Origin of the sequence: Rhizobium sp. BK399 (assembly GCF_014194695.1) — a bacterium.
GTDB lineage: Bacteria > Pseudomonadota > Alphaproteobacteria > Rhizobiales > Rhizobiaceae > Rhizobium.
The window spans coordinates 269,450-286,494 of the sequence record NZ_JACIAH010000002.1; the positions used below are offsets into that span (position 1 = coordinate 269,450).

Sequence of the window (17,045 nt, forward strand, 5' to 3'; positions counted from 1 at the left end):
CCAGTACTATTAAAAACGTCGACCGGACGAACATTTTTGCATGGAAGCCAAGGAGCACTTCCAGGACATCGCTCCTTGACGACACACCGACAATCGGGCCTCCTTGCACAACGAAGGCTGAGGAGGAGACAGGCGATGAAGGCGGTGCGGCTCGAAGCGCCCGGGAAGCTGGTTCTGTGCGAGATGGACCTGCCAGAACCGGCTCAAGGCGAATTGCTTGTCCGCGTGGAGGCCTGCGGCATCTGCGGGACCGATCGCCATCTGTTCAAGGGAGAGTTTCCTTCCAATCCACCAGTCACGCTCGGCCACGAGTTCACCGGGATCATCGAAAAAATAGGCGGCAGTGTCAGCGGCTTTCGCGAAGGCATGCGCGTCACCGGCGATCCCAACATTGCCTGCGGCCGCTGCCCCGAATGCCAGCGCGGCCGCGTCAATCTGTGCCGCAAATTGCAGGCGATCGGCATCCATCGCGACGGCGGTTTTGCGGAGTATGTTTGCATACCGCAGCAGCAGGCCTTCGAGTTGCCCGATGCACTGCCTCCCCTCCACGGCGCCTTTTGCGAGCCGCTTGCATGCTGCATCCACGGAGTCGACCTCGCCGAAATCCGCACCGGCTCTTCCGTCGTCGTGCTTGGCGGCGGTGTGATCGGATTGCTGGTCGTTCAGTTGGCCCGGCTGGCGGGAGCAACCAATGTCGTCCTCGTGGCCCGCAGCGAGGAGAAGCGTCGGCTCGCCGAGGAGCTTGGAGCGACCGCCAGCGTAGACCCTTCGACGCGTGAGGTCGTCGCGCACCTGACGGCGACGGACGGCGTGCTGCCCGGCGGCGCAGACGTCGTGATCGAATGCGCCGGCGTTGCCGAGACGATCGAGCAGGCAGCAAGCCTCGCACGTCGCGGCGGCACGGTTGTGATCCTCGGCGTCATGCCGCAGGGTGTGAAGGTCGCGATCGAGCCGTTCGATCTCCTCTTTCGCGAGATCAAGCTCACAAGCTCGTTTATCAATCCCTTCACGCACCGGCGGGCCGCCGATCTCATTGCGTCAGGCACCATCAAGGTCGAACCGCTGATCTCCCGTCAAATCGGCCTCGAGGAGGCCGTCGAAGTCATCTCCAACCCTGCTCGAAAAGGCGAGATCAGGGCGCTCGTGGTGCCGGGCATCCGCTAGGCTCCGGCAAGAGCCGCCAATTCCTGTCGATTCCGTAATTTATGGGGTTCCGTTTACAAATACATTTGCCTATAAGCCGCTTCTAGCCTGAAAAGACCATCATATGCGCGACCCGGCCGGTGCCTCCCACCCTGGCCGGCTTTCTGCGCAGCTAGGAAACGGAAAACGCCCATGCCGAAGCGCCAAGACCTCAAATCGATCCTCATCATCGGCGCAGGACCGATCGTCATTGGCCAGGCTTGCGAATTCGACTACTCCGGCACCCAGGCCTGCAAGGCGCTGAAGGAGGAAGGCTACCGCGTCATCCTCGTCAACTCCAACCCGGCCACGATCATGACCGACCCGGGTCTGGCCGACGCGACCTACGTCGAGCCGATCACCCCCGAAGTCGTCGCCAAGATCATCGCCAAGGAACGCCCCGACGCGCTGCTGCCGACCATGGGCGGTCAGACGGCACTGAACACCGCGCTCTCCCTGAAGCGCATGGGTGTGCTCGATCGCTACAATGTCGAGATGATCGGCGCCAAGCCCGCCGCCATCGACAAGGCCGAGGACCGCGCCCTCTTCCGCGAGGCGATGGAAAAGATCGGCCTCGAAACCCCGCGCTCGATGCTCGCCAACGCCACCGACATCAAGGATGCCGACCGCAAGACGCATGAAGCCGAGCGCAACAAGCTGAAGGAAAGCCTCTCCGGCCCAGATCAGGCAAAGGAGCTCGACAAGGCGCTCGACGAACTGGAAAACCAGTGGAACCTCGGCGAGACCGACCGCAAGCAGCGCTATATCAGCCACGCCATGGCGATTGCCGCCCAGGCGATCGACGTCGTCGGCCTGCCCGCCATCATCCGCCCCTCCTTCACCATGGGCGGCACCGGCGGCGGCATTGCCTATAACCGCTCGGAGTTCTTCGAGATCATCGGCGGCGGCCTCGACGCCTCGCCGACGACCGAAGTCCTGATCGAGGAATCGGTTCTCGGCTGGAAGGAATATGAAATGGAAGTCGTCCGCGACAAGGCGGACAACTGCATCATCATCTGCTCGATCGAAAACATCGATCCGATGGGCGTCCACACGGGCGATTCCATCACTGTCGCGCCGGCACTGACGCTGACCGACAAGGAATACCAGATGATGCGTAACGCCTCGATCGCGGTTCTGCGCGAGATCGGCGTCGAGACCGGCGGCTCGAACGTTCAGTTCGCCGTCAACCCGAAGGACGGCCGCCTCGTCGTCATCGAGATGAACCCGCGCGTCTCGCGCTCGTCGGCGCTGGCATCGAAGGCCACCGGCTTCCCGATCGCCAAGGTCGCCGCCAAGCTCGCCGTCGGTTACACGCTCGACGAACTCGACAACGACATCACCGGCGGCGCAACGCCTGCTTCGTTCGAACCGTCGATCGACTACGTCGTCACCAAGATCCCGCGCTTCGCATTCGAGAAGTTCCCGGGCGCCTCGCCGGTCCTGACCACCGCCATGAAGTCGGTCGGTGAAGTCATGGCGATCGGCCGCACCTTCGCGGAATCGCTGCAGAAGGCGCTGCGTGGCCTCGAAACCGGCCTCACCGGCCTCGACGAAATCGAAATCCCCGGTGTCGAGGAAGGCGAATCCAGCCAGAACGCCATCCGCGCTGCAATCGGCACGCCGACCCCGGATCGCCTGCGCATGGTTGCCCAGGCGCTGCGTCAGGGCATGAGCCCGGAAGAAGTCCACGAAGGCTGCAAGATCGACCCGTGGTTCATCGCCCAGTTCAAGGCGATCGTCGACATGGAAGCCCGCATCCGCGAGCATGGCCTGCCTGCAGATGCCACGAACCTGCGCACGCTGAAGGCCATGGGCTTCTCCGACGCCCGCCTCGCCACGCTGACGGGCAAGCGCCCGAAGGAAGTCGCCGAACTGCGCAACAGCCTGAACGTCCGCCCGGTCTTCAAGCGCATCGATACCTGCGCTGCCGAGTTCGCCTCGCCGACTGCCTACATGTACTCGACCTACGAAACGCCTTTCGTCGGGGAGCTTCGCTCTGAAGCCGAAGTCTCCGCCGCCAAGAAGGTCGTCATCCTCGGCGGTGGCCCGAACCGTATCGGCCAGGGCATCGAGTTCGACTATTGCTGCTGCCATGCCGCTTTCGCTCTCCGCGACGCCGGCTATGAAGCGATCATGATCAACTGCAACCCGGAAACGGTCTCGACGGACTACGACACGTCAGATCGCCTCTACTTTGAGCCGCTGACGGCCGAAGACGTGATCGAAATCCTGCGCGCGGAGCAGGAAAAGGGCGAAGTCGTCGGCGTCATCGTGCAGTTCGGCGGCCAGACCCCGCTGAAGCTCGCCGAAGCGCTCGAGAAGAACGGCATCCCGATCCTCGGCACTGCGCCTGATATGATCGACCTTGCCGAAGACCGCGACCGCTTCCAGAAGCTTCTGATCAAGCTCGACCTGACGCAGCCGAACAACGGCATCGCCTACTCCGTCGAGCAGGCCCGCCTGGTCGCCACCGAAATCGGCTTCCCGTTGGTCGTGCGTCCGTCCTACGTCCTCGGCGGCCGCGCCATGCAGATCATCCACGCCGAGAGCCAGCTGCAGACCTACCTGCTCGACACCGTTCCGGAACTGGTGCCTGAGGACATCAAGCAGCGCTACCCGAACGACAAGACCGGCCAGATCAACACCCTGCTCGGCAAGAACCCGCTGCTCTTCGACAGCTACCTGTCGAACGCCATCGAAGTCGACGTCGACTGCCTCTCCGACGGCAACGACGCCTTCATTGCTGGCATCATGGAGCACATCGAGGAAGCCGGCATTCACTCCGGTGATAGTGCCTGCTCGCTGCCTCCGCGCACGCTCTCGTCCGAAATGATCGACGAACTCGAGCGCCAGGCGAAGTCGATGGCCAAGGCGCTCAACGTCGTCGGGCTGATGAACGTCCAGTTCGCCATCAAGGACGGCACCGTCTACGTACTGGAAGTGAACCCGCGCGCCTCGCGTACCGTTCCCTTCGTCGCCAAGACCATCGGCGCCCCGATCGCCAAGATCGCCGCCCGCGCCATGGCCGGCGAGAAGCTCGATCCGCTCTTCGCCGCCTATGGTGAGAAGCCCGATCCGCGCAACCTGAAGCACATCGCCGTCAAGGAAGCCGTCTTCCCGTTCGCCCGCTTCCCCGGCGTCGACACGCTGCTCGGCCCGGAAATGCGCTCGACCGGCGAAGTCATCGGCCTCGACACCGACTTCGCGCTGGCCTTCGCCAAGTCGCAGCTCGGTGCCGGTGTCGAACTGCCGCGAGACGGAACGGTCTTCGTTTCGGTCCGTGATGCCGACAAACCGCGCGTCCTGCCGGCCATCCGCGTTCTCGTCGGCGAAGGCTTCAAGGTTTTGGCAACCGGCGGCACGCAGCGCTTCCTCGCCGAAAACGGTATCACGGCAACGAAGATCAATAAGGTCCTGGAAGGTCGTCCGCATATCGAGGACGCGATCCGTAACCGCCAGGTTCAGCTCGTGATCAACACGACCGACGGCAACAAGGCGATCTCGGACTCCAAGTCGCTTCGTCGCGCGACGCTGATGCAGAAGGTCCCTTACTACACCACGATGGCCGGCGCCGAGGCAGCCGCCCAAGCCATCAAGGCGCTGCGGGCCGGCAACCTCGAAGTTCGCCCCCTGCAAAGCTACTTCTGATAGGGAGGGCCGGCCATCGCGCCGGCCTTTCTTTTTTCGGACAACCAGAACCGCTAGATTCGCGCTCGCGCATCCTGTGCGTCCGCCTTGACGTTCCAGGCATCCTGAAATGCCGGTCGCGGCCGATCCTGCAAAATCAGCTTTCCTCCTTCTTCACGGCGCGTCGGAATGGCAAGGCGATCGATCGCACCCTCCAGCGTCATGGCAAGGTCGCGGGCAAAGACCCGATTGCCGATGTGCCACGAGTGGGTCCAAGAACCGATCTGCGGCTGCGAGGCGGGGTCAATCGTCTTGAAATATTCACCGCAGTTGACGTCCACCGCTTTGGTATTGACGTCCGCAGGAAGCCCAACGCGACCGACACGTGGGGCAACGCCAAGTCTTTTCGCGTTTGAGACGGCAAGGACCGAATCGAATGGGTTCGAGTAGTTGGTGAGCCGCATGATCCGACGGAACATCGGCTGGTTCCAGTCGCTGGCAAGCGACAGGCTGCTTGTGGAGACATCGCCGCCGATGAAGGCCACCTGACCGATGCGCCAGTCCGCCTTGAAGAGATCGCCATGCTTGTCCGACTGTGCAAAGGCATCCATGATCACGTAACAGCCGGTTGAATGACCCAGCAGATGCACATTGGTTTCACAGCCGGACTGCTGGCTCTGCTTCAGGAGCCGGATGCCCTTCGTCACGAGCTCACTCGCGACAGCCGCGGCATCCGATCGGTCTTCCAGATAGTTGAGTGTCTGGTTGTCGCTCGGCCAGTCGAAGGCCACGATCTCGCCATGCCAGCCTTCCGCGCGCAGATCGGCGCGAAGCTGCCGGATGCGCTTCAAGACAGTCGGGATGTCGTTGTTATAGCCATGCACGAAGATCAGCACATCGCCCCGCGGGCCGATCGAATTCGGGTTCTCGTCGCCATCCGCGAGCCCCTGCACCTCCGCGACCCAATCCTTGGCACTCGATACCGCCTGACGCGCATCGTAGCTGTCGAGCGTGGAAGGCACCTTCAGAAACTTTATCGGTCCAGGTTCGGCAATCAATGCATCGCCTGCACGCTTTCTGGCACTGATGATATAGTTGTCGCTCATCTTCCCCTCCTGCGCCAACCAGCCCATATCGCCTTAGGCGATCATATCAGCTTACAGATTCAACTCGAAGACGCCAATTCTGAACCGATGCGGGCAATATCGCTACGGAACCGTTCGACTTCCTGTTGCCGCAGGCCTTCATCCGGAAATCGCAGCAGAAAGGAGGGATGGACGGTGACGAACAACTGCCGACCGCCCTCAAGCGGTATGAACTCGCCTCGCGCATCCTCAAGCTTCTGTTGCCAACCCGTGAGCGCAAAGAGTGCCGTCGCCCCCATTGCGACCACCAGCTTCGGCTTGACCAGCTCCAATTCCCGGTCGAGCCACCAGCGGCAATGCTCTACCTCTCCCCGGTTCGGCTTTTGATGGATGCGCCGCTTGCCGCGCGGTTCATATTTGAAGTGCTTGACTGCGTTGGTGACATAAAGCTCCGCGCGATTCATGCCCGCTGCCAACAAGGCCTCGTCGAAAACCCTCCCCGCCGGACCGACAAACGGACGCCCGGCAAGATCCTCCTGGTCCCCAGGCTGCTCGCCAACAAACATGATTTCCGCGTCCTGCGGTCCCTCCCCGAAGACCGCCTGTGTCGCCTTGGCATGCAATGGGCAGCGGCTGCAGGCCGCCGCCTGTTCGCGAAGCGCCTCCCATGTCCCTTCAGCAGCAGATGGCGCAGTCGGCAGGTTCCGGGATGCCGCCTGAAGCTTGTCGTGGAAGGCAGGAGGCATCGTCGCCTCACGCCTGGCCATCGCCAGCACCCGCTGCTCGGCATTCGCGATGAGGTCGGGAATCAACTCCGCCTCGGGCATATTCTTCCAGTATTTCTTCGGCATCTCCGCCTGCATCGCCTTCACCTTCAGGCGCGCAGGATTGAAAATATTGGCAAAATAGGTCTTCCAAAGTTCATCGGCAGGATCGGTAAGGTCAGGTTTGGTGCAGGGCTCATCGCTGAGTGATAACCTCACGCCATCCCAGCTCGCCGAACCCTTTGGCGTCAGGATCATCCAGTCCATGTCGTTGAACCGGCGCTGAAAGAACGGCGCCTTGCGCGTGACGATGTGATGATCCGGCTCGAACCAGGCGAGAAACTTCCGCCTGCCATTCACGGAAATGCCGGATCCCACTTCCTTGAAGCGAAGGAAAGCCGTCATCTTGTGGGCATCGCGGCGAACGCTTTTTTCCATCAACCGCGCAACCGAAACGTCTTCGTCGGACGCCACCGATAGAAGCGACTTGTCGGACTGAAGCCGCCACAGCAGCCGATAGAGAAGAAAGAAGCGGACGGGATCGGAATGGCAAATCACCGCTGAAGCAAGATCAATAAACGCCGGAGGCACTGTCATCGACCGACTGCCGGACACGGGTTGCGGAGGCAATACGTCGCGCTCCCAGAAGAGCTGCTTCTCACCGCCTTCTTCACGCCATTCTATGTCCTCCGGTGCAATGCCGGCACAGGCCAGAGCGCGGGCGGCATTGCGCCATTCGTCGAATTCGCCCCTGCCCTTCAGAACCACGCGGCGCATCAGAGCAGCGTCAATTGCTCGGGCGGCGGCTCGAACATCGTCCGCAAATCCGCTCGATCCGCCAATTGACGTGGCGTCCAGCCCTCTGCCGTCACAAAAGCCTGCACTTTCTTGATCGAGACACCGAGTCTGGAGAGGTCGTCCAAACGCAGCCTCCGGAAGCGACGGGCCGAAAGGATCGCCTTCACCGTTTTGGTTCCGAGCCCCGGCACGCGAAGCAGCCGTTCTCGCTCCGCCTTGTTGACGTCGACTGGAAAGTCGGCCCGATGGCCGAGCGCCCATGCAAGCTTGGGATCGAGATTGAGATCCAGCATTCCGCCGGGCCGCGTCGCGGTGATCTCCTCGATCCCGAAACCGTAGAAGCGATACAGCCAGTCTGCTTGGTAAAGTCGGTGTTCACGCATCAGTGGCGGCTTGATCAGAGGCAGGTTCTTCGAGGAGTCCGGAATGGGACTGAAGGCGGAATAGTAGACCCGCTTCAGGCTATAGCTGCCATAGAGCTGCGCACTCGTCCCAAGGATCGTCGCATCGTTTGCCCCATCGGCACCAACAATCATTTGCGTGCTCTGACCGGCTGGAACAAAACGCTTGCGCGTCTTCGATTGGAGCGTCGGCTCGTCGGCCGCCTCTATCTTCAATCGCAGGTCCCCCATCGAACGGCGGATGTGTGAGGGCCTTTTTTCCGGCGCAAGGCGCGCAATGCCGCTGTCCGTCGGAAGCTCGATGTTCAACGACAGACGATCCGCGTAAAGCCCTGCCTCTTCAATGAGATGGGCCGATGCCTCCGGAATCGACTTGAGGTGTATATAACCGCGGAAGTCATGGGAGACGCGTAGTTCGTGAACGACACGGACCATTTGCTCCATCGTATGATCCGGGGAGCGGATGATGCCCGACGAGAGAAACAACCCCTCGATATAGTTGCGGCGATAGAATTCCAACGTCAGCCAAACCACTTCCTCCGGTGTGAAGCGCGCCCGTTCTACATTGCTGGAGGACCGATTGATGCAATACGCACAATCGTAAATGCAGAAGTTCGTCAGGAGGACTTTCAATAGCGATATGCAGCGTCCATCAGGCGCATAGGCGTGGCAGATGCCGGAACCCTCGGTGGAGCCAAGGCCGCCACTTTTCGCCGAATCGCGCTTTTGTGTTCCGCTGGAAGCGCAGGATGCGTCATATTTTGCTGCATCCGAGAGAATTGCCAATCGTTCTTTTAGAGACTTCCTCATCTTCATGTTCACTATATGTTCTTGCTCAAAAAGTCAATCGAGGTTGGTTTCCAGCCACTCCGACCGGCCTCCGGCCAGCGATACGAATTTTATGGAAATCAGCGGTGGCGATCTGCTATAACCGCAAAAGTTAGGATTGTTGCACGGTTCCGAGGTTCCCCCTCGGGACCTGTTTTCTTTTGTGTCCGCGGCTATGTGGATACAGGGAGTGAAGGACAAAAAAATGGTTGATAAGGTACCGATGACGCAGGGTGGTTTCGTCAAGCTGCAGGAAGAACTGCGCTGGCGTCAGCAGGAGGAGCGTCCCCGGATCATCGAGGCAATCGCCGAAGCCCGTGCGCATGGTGACCTCTCGGAAAACGCCGAATACCATGCTGCGAAGGAAGCTCAGAGCCACAACGAAGGCCGTATCAGCGAGCTCGAGGACCTGACCGCGCGTGCCGAGGTCATCGACCTGTCGAAGATGTCCGGCGACAAGATCAAGTTCGGCGCGAAGGTGAAGCTCGTCGACGAGGATACCGAAGAAGAAAAGACCTATCAGATCGTCGGCGATCAGGAAGCCGACGTTAAGGCGGGACGTATCTCCATCTCCTCCCCAATCGCGCGTGCGCTGATTGGCAAGGAAGTCGGCGACTCCATCGAAGTCAATGCGCCCGGTGGCTCCAAGGCCTACGAAGTCCTTTCCATTTCCTGGGGCTGATTGATCCGTGGACGGTCGAGGGCAGCCGGCTATCGCCAAGGTCAGTGACGTCGAGATTATTGCGCCTAACTTCAAGAAGCGGCTCTCCGGCGTCACGTCCACCATCATCCAGTTGATCCCGGTCCAGCGCGCACTCGGCGAGAAGATTGCAGCCCTTGGACCGGGTCTTCCGGCATCCTTGCCGCACATCCGTTTTCGTGACTTGCTGAAGCTATGGCGGGCGCCGCGCGGCAAGCGGTTTCGCATATGGCACGCCCGTCGCAACATCGAAATGCTGCCGGCCATCCTGATGCGCGATGTCTTGCGCATGCCGCTGAAGATCGTCTTCACCTCGGCGTCCCAGCGCCGCCACTCCGGCTGGACGAAATGGCTGATTTCGAAGATGGACGCGGTGATAGCAACCAGCGGCAAGACGGCGAATTATCTCGAAGTGCCGAGCACCGTCGTTCTCCACGGGATAGACACAACCCGCTTTTCGCCGGCAGATGATAGGGTAGCGGCCAAACGGCTGCTTGGTCTCGACGAGACGAAGAAGATCGCCGGCTGCTTCGGTCGCGTTCGCCATCAGAAGGGCACCGACCTTTTCGTCGACAGCATGATCCGTCTGCTCCCGTCCCGGCCCGACTGGGTCGCAATCGTTGCCGGACGCGCCACGGCACAACACGTCGAGTTTGAAAACGAACTGAAGGCGCGGGTTGCCTCTGCCGGCCTGTCCGATCGCCTACTATTCGTAGGCGAGCACACCAACATCAACGACTGGTATCGTGCACTCGATATGTTTGTCGCGCCACAACGCTGGGAAGGCTTCGGCCTGACGCCGCTCGAAGCGATGGCGACCGCCGTTCCCGTTGTCGCGACGGACGTCGGAGCCTTTCCGGAACTGCTGCTCACCGGTGACCAGGAAACCGGGATAATCATCCCGCGTGACGATCTCGATGAGATGGTACTGGCCGCTGCCCATTTCATGGATGACGACGCCCGTCGCCAAGAGGCTTCACTCCGCGCGAGGAACCACGCGATAAGCGCCTTCAGCATTGAAGGCGAGGCCCGGCGACTTGGCGCGGTCTACACGGCCCTATGACCGGGGGCCGTCAAGGCTTGCGCTTGAAGAGTTCAAGATAGGCGTCGGCAACAGCGCCTTCAGAAAACTGCCCCATCAACGTGTCCCGCCCACCGGCGGTCACCTTTGCCGCCAGCAAGGGATCATTGATCAAACGCTCAATGGCCTTCGAAAAACCGTCGGTGTCGCCGATCTCAACAAGAAGCCCGTTCTCGCCGTCCCTCATGAACCACGACGGCCCCTCTGAACGGCTGGAAACGACGGGTTTGCCCTGCGCCCAAGCCTCCAGAATGACGTTGCCAAGCGGCTCATGGTTCGAGGGCATGACGAAGATGTCGGCAGCCGCCACAAACGGCCGCGTGTCTTTCTGCCATCCGAGAAACCGCACCCGGTCCGTTACACCGAGATCTGATGCGACTTTTTTGACGTTTTCCAGTTCCTCGCCCTCGCCGGCGAGCCAGAGATAGACGCCCGGCAGCTTCGCCACCGCTGCCGTCAACAACGCGAACTCTTTCCGCGGCACGAAACGCCCCATGGACATGACGACGGGCGCGTCTCGTGGCGTGTCGAACGCGGCACGATCGACCGGGGCCACTTGCTCGGTTCTCGTGAAGTTCGAGATCACCTCAACTCTACGCGTCCAACCGATTTCGCGCACATGGTCGGCAATGCCGGGTGTGTTGCAGACGAGAATGTCGGAGTTCTTGAAATACTTCAGATCGGTCGGATAATCTCCCAACCTGGAGATCTTGATGCATCCCTTGTAGTTCGGCATCAATTCGCTCGCGCGTGGCGCCCAGGCCATGATTGCATCCGGCCGAAGCCGTCGCGCACCAAAGGCGACTTTCAGCGGCAACAGGATCCGATCCAGCGACACATTCCGAAAATTGCTTTCCACGATCGCGACCGAAGCCGGCATGTCCTTGCGCCAGATCCGGTTCGGTCGAATGACTGCGCTCTGCTCGACACCGCGCCGAGCCAGGGCGTTGACGAGGTGCACGAAGAACCGCTCGGCCCCGCCATCCTTGCCAAAGTGGAAATGCATCACCTTCACGGCGCACTTGTCCCCGTCTCGAACAAACGGATGTAGGCCTGCGTGATCGCTTCTTCGGAAAACCGGTTCTTAAGCGTCTCCTGACCGCCATCGATCAATGCGGTGCGCAGGTCGGGCTCATCACGAACGCGTGCGATCGCGTTCGCGAGACCGTCGACATCGCCGCAATCAACCATCAGGGCATCCTTGCCGTCTGTCATCACCCAGCTCGGGCCTTCGGCGCGAGAACCAATCGTCGGCTTGCCAGCGCCCCACCCTTCAAGGCATACATTGCCGAGTGGCTCGTGCAGCGACGTCACGGTGAATACATCGGCGGACGCAAGGTAGGCGTAGGCATTGGTCTGCCATCCCGCAAAGCGGACACGCTCCCGCAGGCCGAGTTCGTCGGTTAGCTTTTCAAGGTTTTCGCGCTCCGGCCCATCCCCCAGCAGCCACAGAAATGCGCCTTGCGTCTTTGCGATGGCCTTGATCAGCACATCGAAGCCCTTCCGCTTAACGAAGCGACCCATGCCGATGACGACGAAAGCTTCGGCGGGTGTTTGCAGTGCTTCCCGGGCAATCGGCTCGCTTGGGGTCGAGCGGGTAAAGTTTGCAATGACTTCCACGCCGCGCGTCCAGCCGAGTTCGCGCACGCGCTTGCCTATATCGGGTGTGATACAGACGAGCGTTTCGGAATTGCGATAGTAGCCGAGGTGCTCTGGATAATCACCGAGCCGCGAAATGCGTCGAGCGTTCTTGTACCGCGGCATGAAGCGGCTTGCGCGCAATTGCCACGACATGATCACGTCAGGCTGAAAATCGTTCAGGATAGCGCGCATGCGCGCCGACAAGATGAAGCGCGAGAGCGAAATGCGCCGGAACGTCCCCTCATAAACCTCACCACATTTTTCAATGTCCTTGCGCCAGCTGCGATCGGGACGAATGAGCGCGCGTTGCTCCACGCCACGATCGTGGAGCGCATTGACGAGGTTGACAAAGAAACGTTCAGCTCCGCCCTCCTTGCCGAAATGGATATGCATCACCTTCATCGCGATTGGACCTTAGTGCTTTCCTGCGTCGTCAAAGCTCGGATGCTTCTCGGCAGCCTTGCGCTGATACAACTTTGCCTGCGTGAGAAATGCGTAGACTGCACCGGTCATCGCCTCGACAAAGCCCGACTGTCCGCAGCGCCACAAACCGTTGTGAAAATAGAGACGCCAGAAATACAGCAGCGGGCTGAAAATCAGTCTGGCGAAGGTTGTGCCCTCGCCCAAGGCGAAGTGTTGATCGGCCTTCAACGTCGAGTACTTGTTCTCTTTGAGGATCTGTTCATCGATGACGAGTGGCCGGTAGTGAAGCAGACTCCCGGACGAGGCATCCTGAACCCGGCCGGTCGGCACGATACCTTCGTGCACGGTTTGCGTGAGGTCATAAGCGCCTCTGCCTTTGCGAACAAGCCGCAGATTCTTCCGCTCGTGGACATGCTCAGGCGTGTAGCCGTAGCCGATCAGATAGGGGCGACGCGCAACACGCCAGCCAACAACATCGTCTGGCGCGGCGATCAGTTCCGGCAAAAGCCTTCTCAGTGGCGCATCGAGCCGTTCATCGGAATCAATATTCAAGCGCCAGGGCTGCGTGCACTGATCGAGCGCAAATTGCTTCTGCCCGGCGTAGCCGCGCCACGCCTCGTGAAACAACCGGATCGGCCATCCCTTGTCGATATAGGATTGCAGCAAGGCAACGGTGCCATCCGTCGAGCCGGAGTCAACGACCACAATCTCCGCGCACTTGTCCAAGCTCTCGATGCAATTGCCGAGATACGCTTCTTCGTTCAAGCAAATGATGAACGCGGAAATAGGCAACTTGGTCATTGAACGATCTTCGTGTCTTCTTCCGCAGCAAACGGCTCACAAAGCGCCTTCAATAAGGCATAAGCCGCTCAATTCATAGAGCTTAGCTGCGCTCAGACTTCGACTAGGCCCACCCGCTTCACCTGTCGGATCGTCAGCATCGTTCGCACCGTGTCCACGTGCTCGTTTGCCGTCAGCACCTCGATAACGAAGTCCTGGAAACGCGTCAGGTTCTCGGCAACGCAATGCAACAGGAAGTCGCTGTCGCCCGAAACCATCCAGGCCTGACGCACCAGCGGCCATTGCGCCGTCGCTGCCGCAAACGCCTTCAGGTTGGCTTCGGACTGATGCTTGAGCCCTACCATGCAGAAGGCGACAAGATCGAAGCCCAGCTTCGGGCTGTTCAGCATCGCGTGATAGCCTTCGATGACGCCGGTCTCTTCAAGCTTTCGCACGCGCCGCAGGCAAGGCGGCGCCGAAATGCCGACACGGTCGGCGAGATCGACATTGGTCATCCGCCCGTCTGCCTGCAACTCCCGCAGTATCTTTATATCGATGGCATCAAGTTCGGCGCGAAGCACAATCCTGCCCTTCCTTTAATTCATGATTGCCAGCTTCTATATAAAGCGGCGGAATTCGCAAGAAAGTTTCAGCTCGGCGACGGATTGTTGCACCGGCAGCCGAGAAAGCCTTGTTGGTAACGCAGGGCTGCCCTTGAATAAAAGCACTGGACGTTCATAAATGGCGAATGGATCGCGAAACGGCCGCATTCGCCACTTAGCCGCCGCCCTCCTGACAGTCGAAAGGAAATACCCATGTCCGCCCGCCACACCAAGGTGCTCATTATCGGCTCCGGCCCTGCCGGCTACACGGCTGCCGTCTATGCAGCCCGTGCAATGCTGAAGCCCGTTCTGATCGCCGGCCTCGATCAAGGCGGACAGCTGATGATCACCACCGACGTGGAAAATTATCCGGGCTTTGCCGATCCGATCCAGGGACCGTGGCTGATGGATCAGATGCTGCAGCAGGCAAAGCATGTCGGCGCCGAGATCGTCAATGACATCGTCACCGAAGTCGAGCTGAACCAGCGCCCGTTCGTGGCGCGCACCGATAGTGGTCAGGTCTGGACGGCTGATACGCTGATCATCGCAACCGGCGCCAAGGCAAAGTGGCTCGGCATCGAAAGCGAACAGCATTTCCAGGGCTTCGGCGTTTCCGCCTGCGCGACCTGCGACGGCTTCTTCTACCGCAACAAGAACGTGATTGTTGTCGGCGGCGGCAACAGTGCTGTCGAGGAAGCGCTGTACCTCTCCAACATCGCGAAGTCCGTGACGGTCGTTCACCGCCGCGACAGCTTCCGTTCGGAGAAAATCCTGCAGGAACGCCTGTTCTCGAAGGAAAACATCAAGGTGCTCTGGAACACCGAGGTCGCCGAGATCACCGGCACGCCGGCCAAGCCGCCGATGCCGCCGTCGGTTACGGGCGCTCGCCTGCGCGACACGCGCACGGGTGCGATCACCGAGGTTGCAGTCGACGGCGTCTTTGTGGCGATCGGCCATGCCCCGGCGACCGAACTCTTCAAGGGCAAGCTGAAGCTGAAGGACAATGGCTATCTGTGGACCGCCCCGGATTCGACCGCGACCAGCCTGGAAGGCGTTTATGCCGCCGGTGACGTGACCGACGACACCTTCCGCCAGGCGATCACAGCCGCGGGCCTGGGATGCATGGCTGCTCTTGAAGCCGAACGATATCTGACGGGCCACATGCCCGTTGCCGTGGCCGCGGAGTAGGATCGGCTATGAGGGGTGGGGGAATGCCATTGGATTGGGACAAGCTGCGTATCTTTCACGCAGCTGCCGAAGCGGGTTCGTTCACGCATGCGGCGGATAAACTGCATCTGTCCCAGTCCGCGATCAGTCGTCAGGTAAGCGCGCTTGAGCAGGATGTCGGTACCAAGCTCTTCCACCGCCATGCGCGCGGCCTGATCCTGACGGAACAGGGCGAACTGCTGTATCGCACGGCCCACGACGTGCTGCTGAAGCTCGAAACCGTGAAGATGCAGCTGACCGAAACGACGGAAACGCCGACAGGCAAGCTGCGCGTCACCACGACCGTCGGCCTCGGACAGGGCTGGCTGACGGACAAGATTCAGGAGTTCATGCAGCTCTATCCCGACGTCCAGATCCAGCTGATCCTCGACAACGAGGAGGTGGACGTCAACATGCGCTACGCGGATTGCGCCATCCGCCTGCGTCAGCCGGTGCAGTCCGACCTCATCCAGCGTAAACTGTTCACCGTTCACATGCACGTCTACGCGGCGCCTTCCTATATTAACCGCCATGGCGAGCCGCAGACCGTCGAAGACCTCGACAACCATCGCATCATCACATTCGGCGAGCCGGCACCGAGCTACCTGCTCGACGTCAACTGGCTTGAAGTCGCCGGGCGCTCGTCGGACAACAAGCGAATCCCGCATCTGCAGATCAATAGCCAAACCTCGATCAAGCGCGCCTGCCTGCTCGGCATGGGCGTCGCGTGCATGCCCGACTACATCGTCGGACGTGACCCTGGCTTGATCCAGCTACCGATCAATGCGGACGTGCCGTCCTTCGATACCTACTTCTGCTATCCGGACGAAATGAAGAATGCGGCCAAGCTGAAGGCCTTCCGCGACTTCATCGTCAGCAAGGCGCGCAACTGGAACTTCTAGTTGCCTCCATCAGAAATACAAGCCGTGCAACGTATGCATGTCTGGCATGCATAAATCGGGGTTGCCGTTTGCTCATTAAAACACCATATCGCACATAGCTGATGCAGACGGTGGCTTTTCCTCCCAGTTCCACCGCATTAGCTGTTCCCCTCTGGAGGTTTTGACCTTCACACCTATAAGGGCCCCGATCTTTCGGTGGCCCTCTTTTTTTGCCCGATTTTTTCGCACTGCAGCAGAAAATTGTGCAGCGCATAGCAGGCATGCGCAAACATGCATTGTAATCTGCCTCTCAAAGCATCATATCCAATTCAGCTGATGCATTTCGTGGCTTCTCTCCCAGTGCCACCGCGTTAGCTGTTCCCCTCTGGAGGTTTATTGACCTTCATACCTTAAAGGGCCCCGATCTTTCGGTGGCCCTCTTTTTTTGCCCAAAATCTAGCCACATCGCGAAAGTCCGCATCTCACGCCGTCGTGACTTGCATATCGGAAATTGCCGATCCATATATCGCTTAGAAACGATTTATAATTCGAATAACGACGATGGAAAAAGACGAGATATTGAAGGCAATCGCTCATCCTACGCGGATGGAAATCCTCAACTGGTTGAAGAATCCCGAAGAGCACTTCACCTCGCAGGAGCATCCGTTTGAGATGGGCGTGTGCGCCAGTCAGTTCGAGCGCTGCGGTCTCTCACAGTCGACAGTCTCGGCGCATCTCGGGACATTGAGCCGCGCGGGTCTCGTGACGACACGGCGCGTTGGCCAGTGGATCTTTTACAAGCGCAATGAGGAGACTATCGCGGCATTCCTGAAGCAACTTGCCATGGACCTGTAAAGATGCCGTCGGCTTCCTGGCCTTCCGCCTCCGGCAGATTGGCGTCCGGTTGGGCAAAACAGCACCCGGACGACGTCAGCAGGCCGTGTCTCCATTTCACGTCAGCGATGCTCCCCGCGACCGATACCACCCTCACCCCATCCTCCGCCGAATAGCACCCGCTTCGGCCAAGTGATCTTCCCACTGAG

Annotated in this window: 14 protein-coding genes; 7 read left to right on the top strand and 7 right to left on the bottom strand. The window is 60.0% G+C overall.

Features of this window, described 5'->3' with window-relative positions; genetic code table 11:
• The first annotated feature begins 135 nt into the window (after positions 1 to 135).
• Positions 136 to 1,164 carry a zinc-dependent alcohol dehydrogenase family protein gene (locus FHT97_RS07810; protein WP_183861117.1) on the top strand — a complete coding sequence of 343 codons (1,029 nt, stop codon included), beginning with the start codon at positions 136 to 138 and terminating at the stop codon, positions 1,162 to 1,164.
• 171 nt (positions 1,165 to 1,335) lie between these two features.
• Positions 1,336 to 4,833 carry a carbamoyl-phosphate synthase large subunit gene (gene carB, locus FHT97_RS07815; RefSeq protein WP_183861126.1) on the top strand — a complete coding sequence of 1,166 codons (3,498 nt, stop codon included), beginning with the start codon at positions 1,336 to 1,338 and terminating at the stop codon, positions 4,831 to 4,833.
• Between the two features lie 53 nt (positions 4,834 to 4,886).
• Here carB and FHT97_RS07820 read toward each other — a convergent pair whose 3' ends face one another.
• From FHT97_RS07820 to FHT97_RS07830, 3 genes are read right to left on the bottom strand one after another with little or no spacing between them, the layout of a single operon-like run.
• Positions 4,887 to 5,918, bottom strand: a complete 1,032-nt coding sequence (locus FHT97_RS07820; protein ID WP_183861128.1) for an alpha/beta fold hydrolase — start codon at positions 5,916 to 5,918, stop codon at positions 4,887 to 4,889.
• Positions 5,919 to 5,977: 59 nt separating this feature from the next.
• On the bottom strand, positions 5,978 to 7,438 hold the full coding sequence (locus FHT97_RS07825) for a UdgX family uracil-DNA binding protein (protein WP_183861130.1): 1,461 nt from the start codon (positions 7,436 to 7,438) through the stop codon (positions 5,978 to 5,980).
• Complete coding sequence (locus FHT97_RS07830; RefSeq protein WP_183861132.1) at positions 7,438 to 8,670, bottom strand: putative DNA modification/repair radical SAM protein; 1,233 nt, start codon at positions 8,668 to 8,670, stop codon at positions 7,438 to 7,440. Before FHT97_RS07830 ends, FHT97_RS07825 begins: the two co-directional genes overlap by 1 nt.
• 223 nt (positions 8,671 to 8,893) lie before the next feature.
• Between FHT97_RS07830 and greA the strand changes: the two genes are divergently transcribed.
• Together greA and FHT97_RS07840 are read left to right on the top strand one after the other, a co-directional pair.
• Positions 8,894 to 9,370 (top strand): transcription elongation factor GreA, encoded by a 477-nt coding sequence (gene greA / locus FHT97_RS07835; protein WP_018857193.1) that lies wholly within the window; start codon positions 8,894 to 8,896, stop codon positions 9,368 to 9,370.
• 31 nt (positions 9,371 to 9,401) lie between these two features.
• On the top strand, positions 9,402 to 10,451 hold the full coding sequence (locus FHT97_RS07840) for a glycosyltransferase family 4 protein (RefSeq protein WP_183861420.1): 1,050 nt from the start codon (positions 9,402 to 9,404) through the stop codon (positions 10,449 to 10,451).
• 10 nt (positions 10,452 to 10,461) lie between these two features.
• Here FHT97_RS07840 and FHT97_RS07845 read toward each other — a convergent pair whose 3' ends face one another.
• The 4 genes from FHT97_RS07845 to FHT97_RS07860 all read right to left on the bottom strand — a co-directional run bounded on the left by FHT97_RS07845 (position 10,462) and on the right by FHT97_RS07860 (position 13,894).
• Positions 10,462 to 11,484: a glycosyltransferase gene (locus FHT97_RS07845; RefSeq protein WP_183861134.1), complete on the bottom strand. Its 1,023-nt coding sequence runs from the start codon at positions 11,482 to 11,484 to the stop codon at positions 10,462 to 10,464.
• On the bottom strand, positions 11,481 to 12,512 hold the full coding sequence (locus FHT97_RS07850) for a glycosyltransferase (protein WP_183861136.1): 1,032 nt from the start codon (positions 12,510 to 12,512) through the stop codon (positions 11,481 to 11,483). Before FHT97_RS07850 ends, FHT97_RS07845 begins: the two co-directional genes overlap by 4 nt.
• 12 nt (positions 12,513 to 12,524) lie before the next feature.
• Entirely contained in the window at positions 12,525 to 13,334 is an 810-nt protein-coding gene (locus FHT97_RS07855) for a glycosyltransferase family 2 protein (RefSeq protein ID WP_183754256.1), read from the bottom strand.
• A gap of 92 nt (positions 13,335 to 13,426) precedes the next feature.
• Entirely contained in the window at positions 13,427 to 13,894 is a 468-nt protein-coding gene (locus tag FHT97_RS07860) for an Lrp/AsnC family transcriptional regulator (RefSeq protein WP_183861137.1), read from the bottom strand.
• Between the two features lie 234 nt (positions 13,895 to 14,128).
• Here FHT97_RS07860 and trxB point away from each other — a divergent pair, with 234 nt between their 5' ends.
• From trxB to FHT97_RS07875, 3 genes are all read left to right on the top strand, one after another.
• The gene (trxB, locus tag FHT97_RS07865) at positions 14,129 to 15,103 is read left to right on the top strand and encodes a thioredoxin-disulfide reductase (protein ID WP_183754254.1); all 975 of its coding nucleotides are present in this window, start codon (positions 14,129 to 14,131) and stop codon (positions 15,101 to 15,103) included.
• 23 nt (positions 15,104 to 15,126) lie between these two features.
• On the top strand, positions 15,127 to 16,023 hold the full coding sequence (locus FHT97_RS07870) for a LysR family transcriptional regulator VtlR (RefSeq protein WP_018857199.1): 897 nt from the start codon (positions 15,127 to 15,129) through the stop codon (positions 16,021 to 16,023).
• Positions 16,024 to 16,563: 540 nt separating this feature from the next.
• Positions 16,564 to 16,857, top strand: a complete 294-nt coding sequence (locus FHT97_RS07875) for a metalloregulator ArsR/SmtB family transcription factor (protein WP_114713331.1) — start codon at positions 16,564 to 16,566, stop codon at positions 16,855 to 16,857.
• The last annotated feature ends 188 nt before the right edge of the window (positions 16,858 to 17,045 follow it).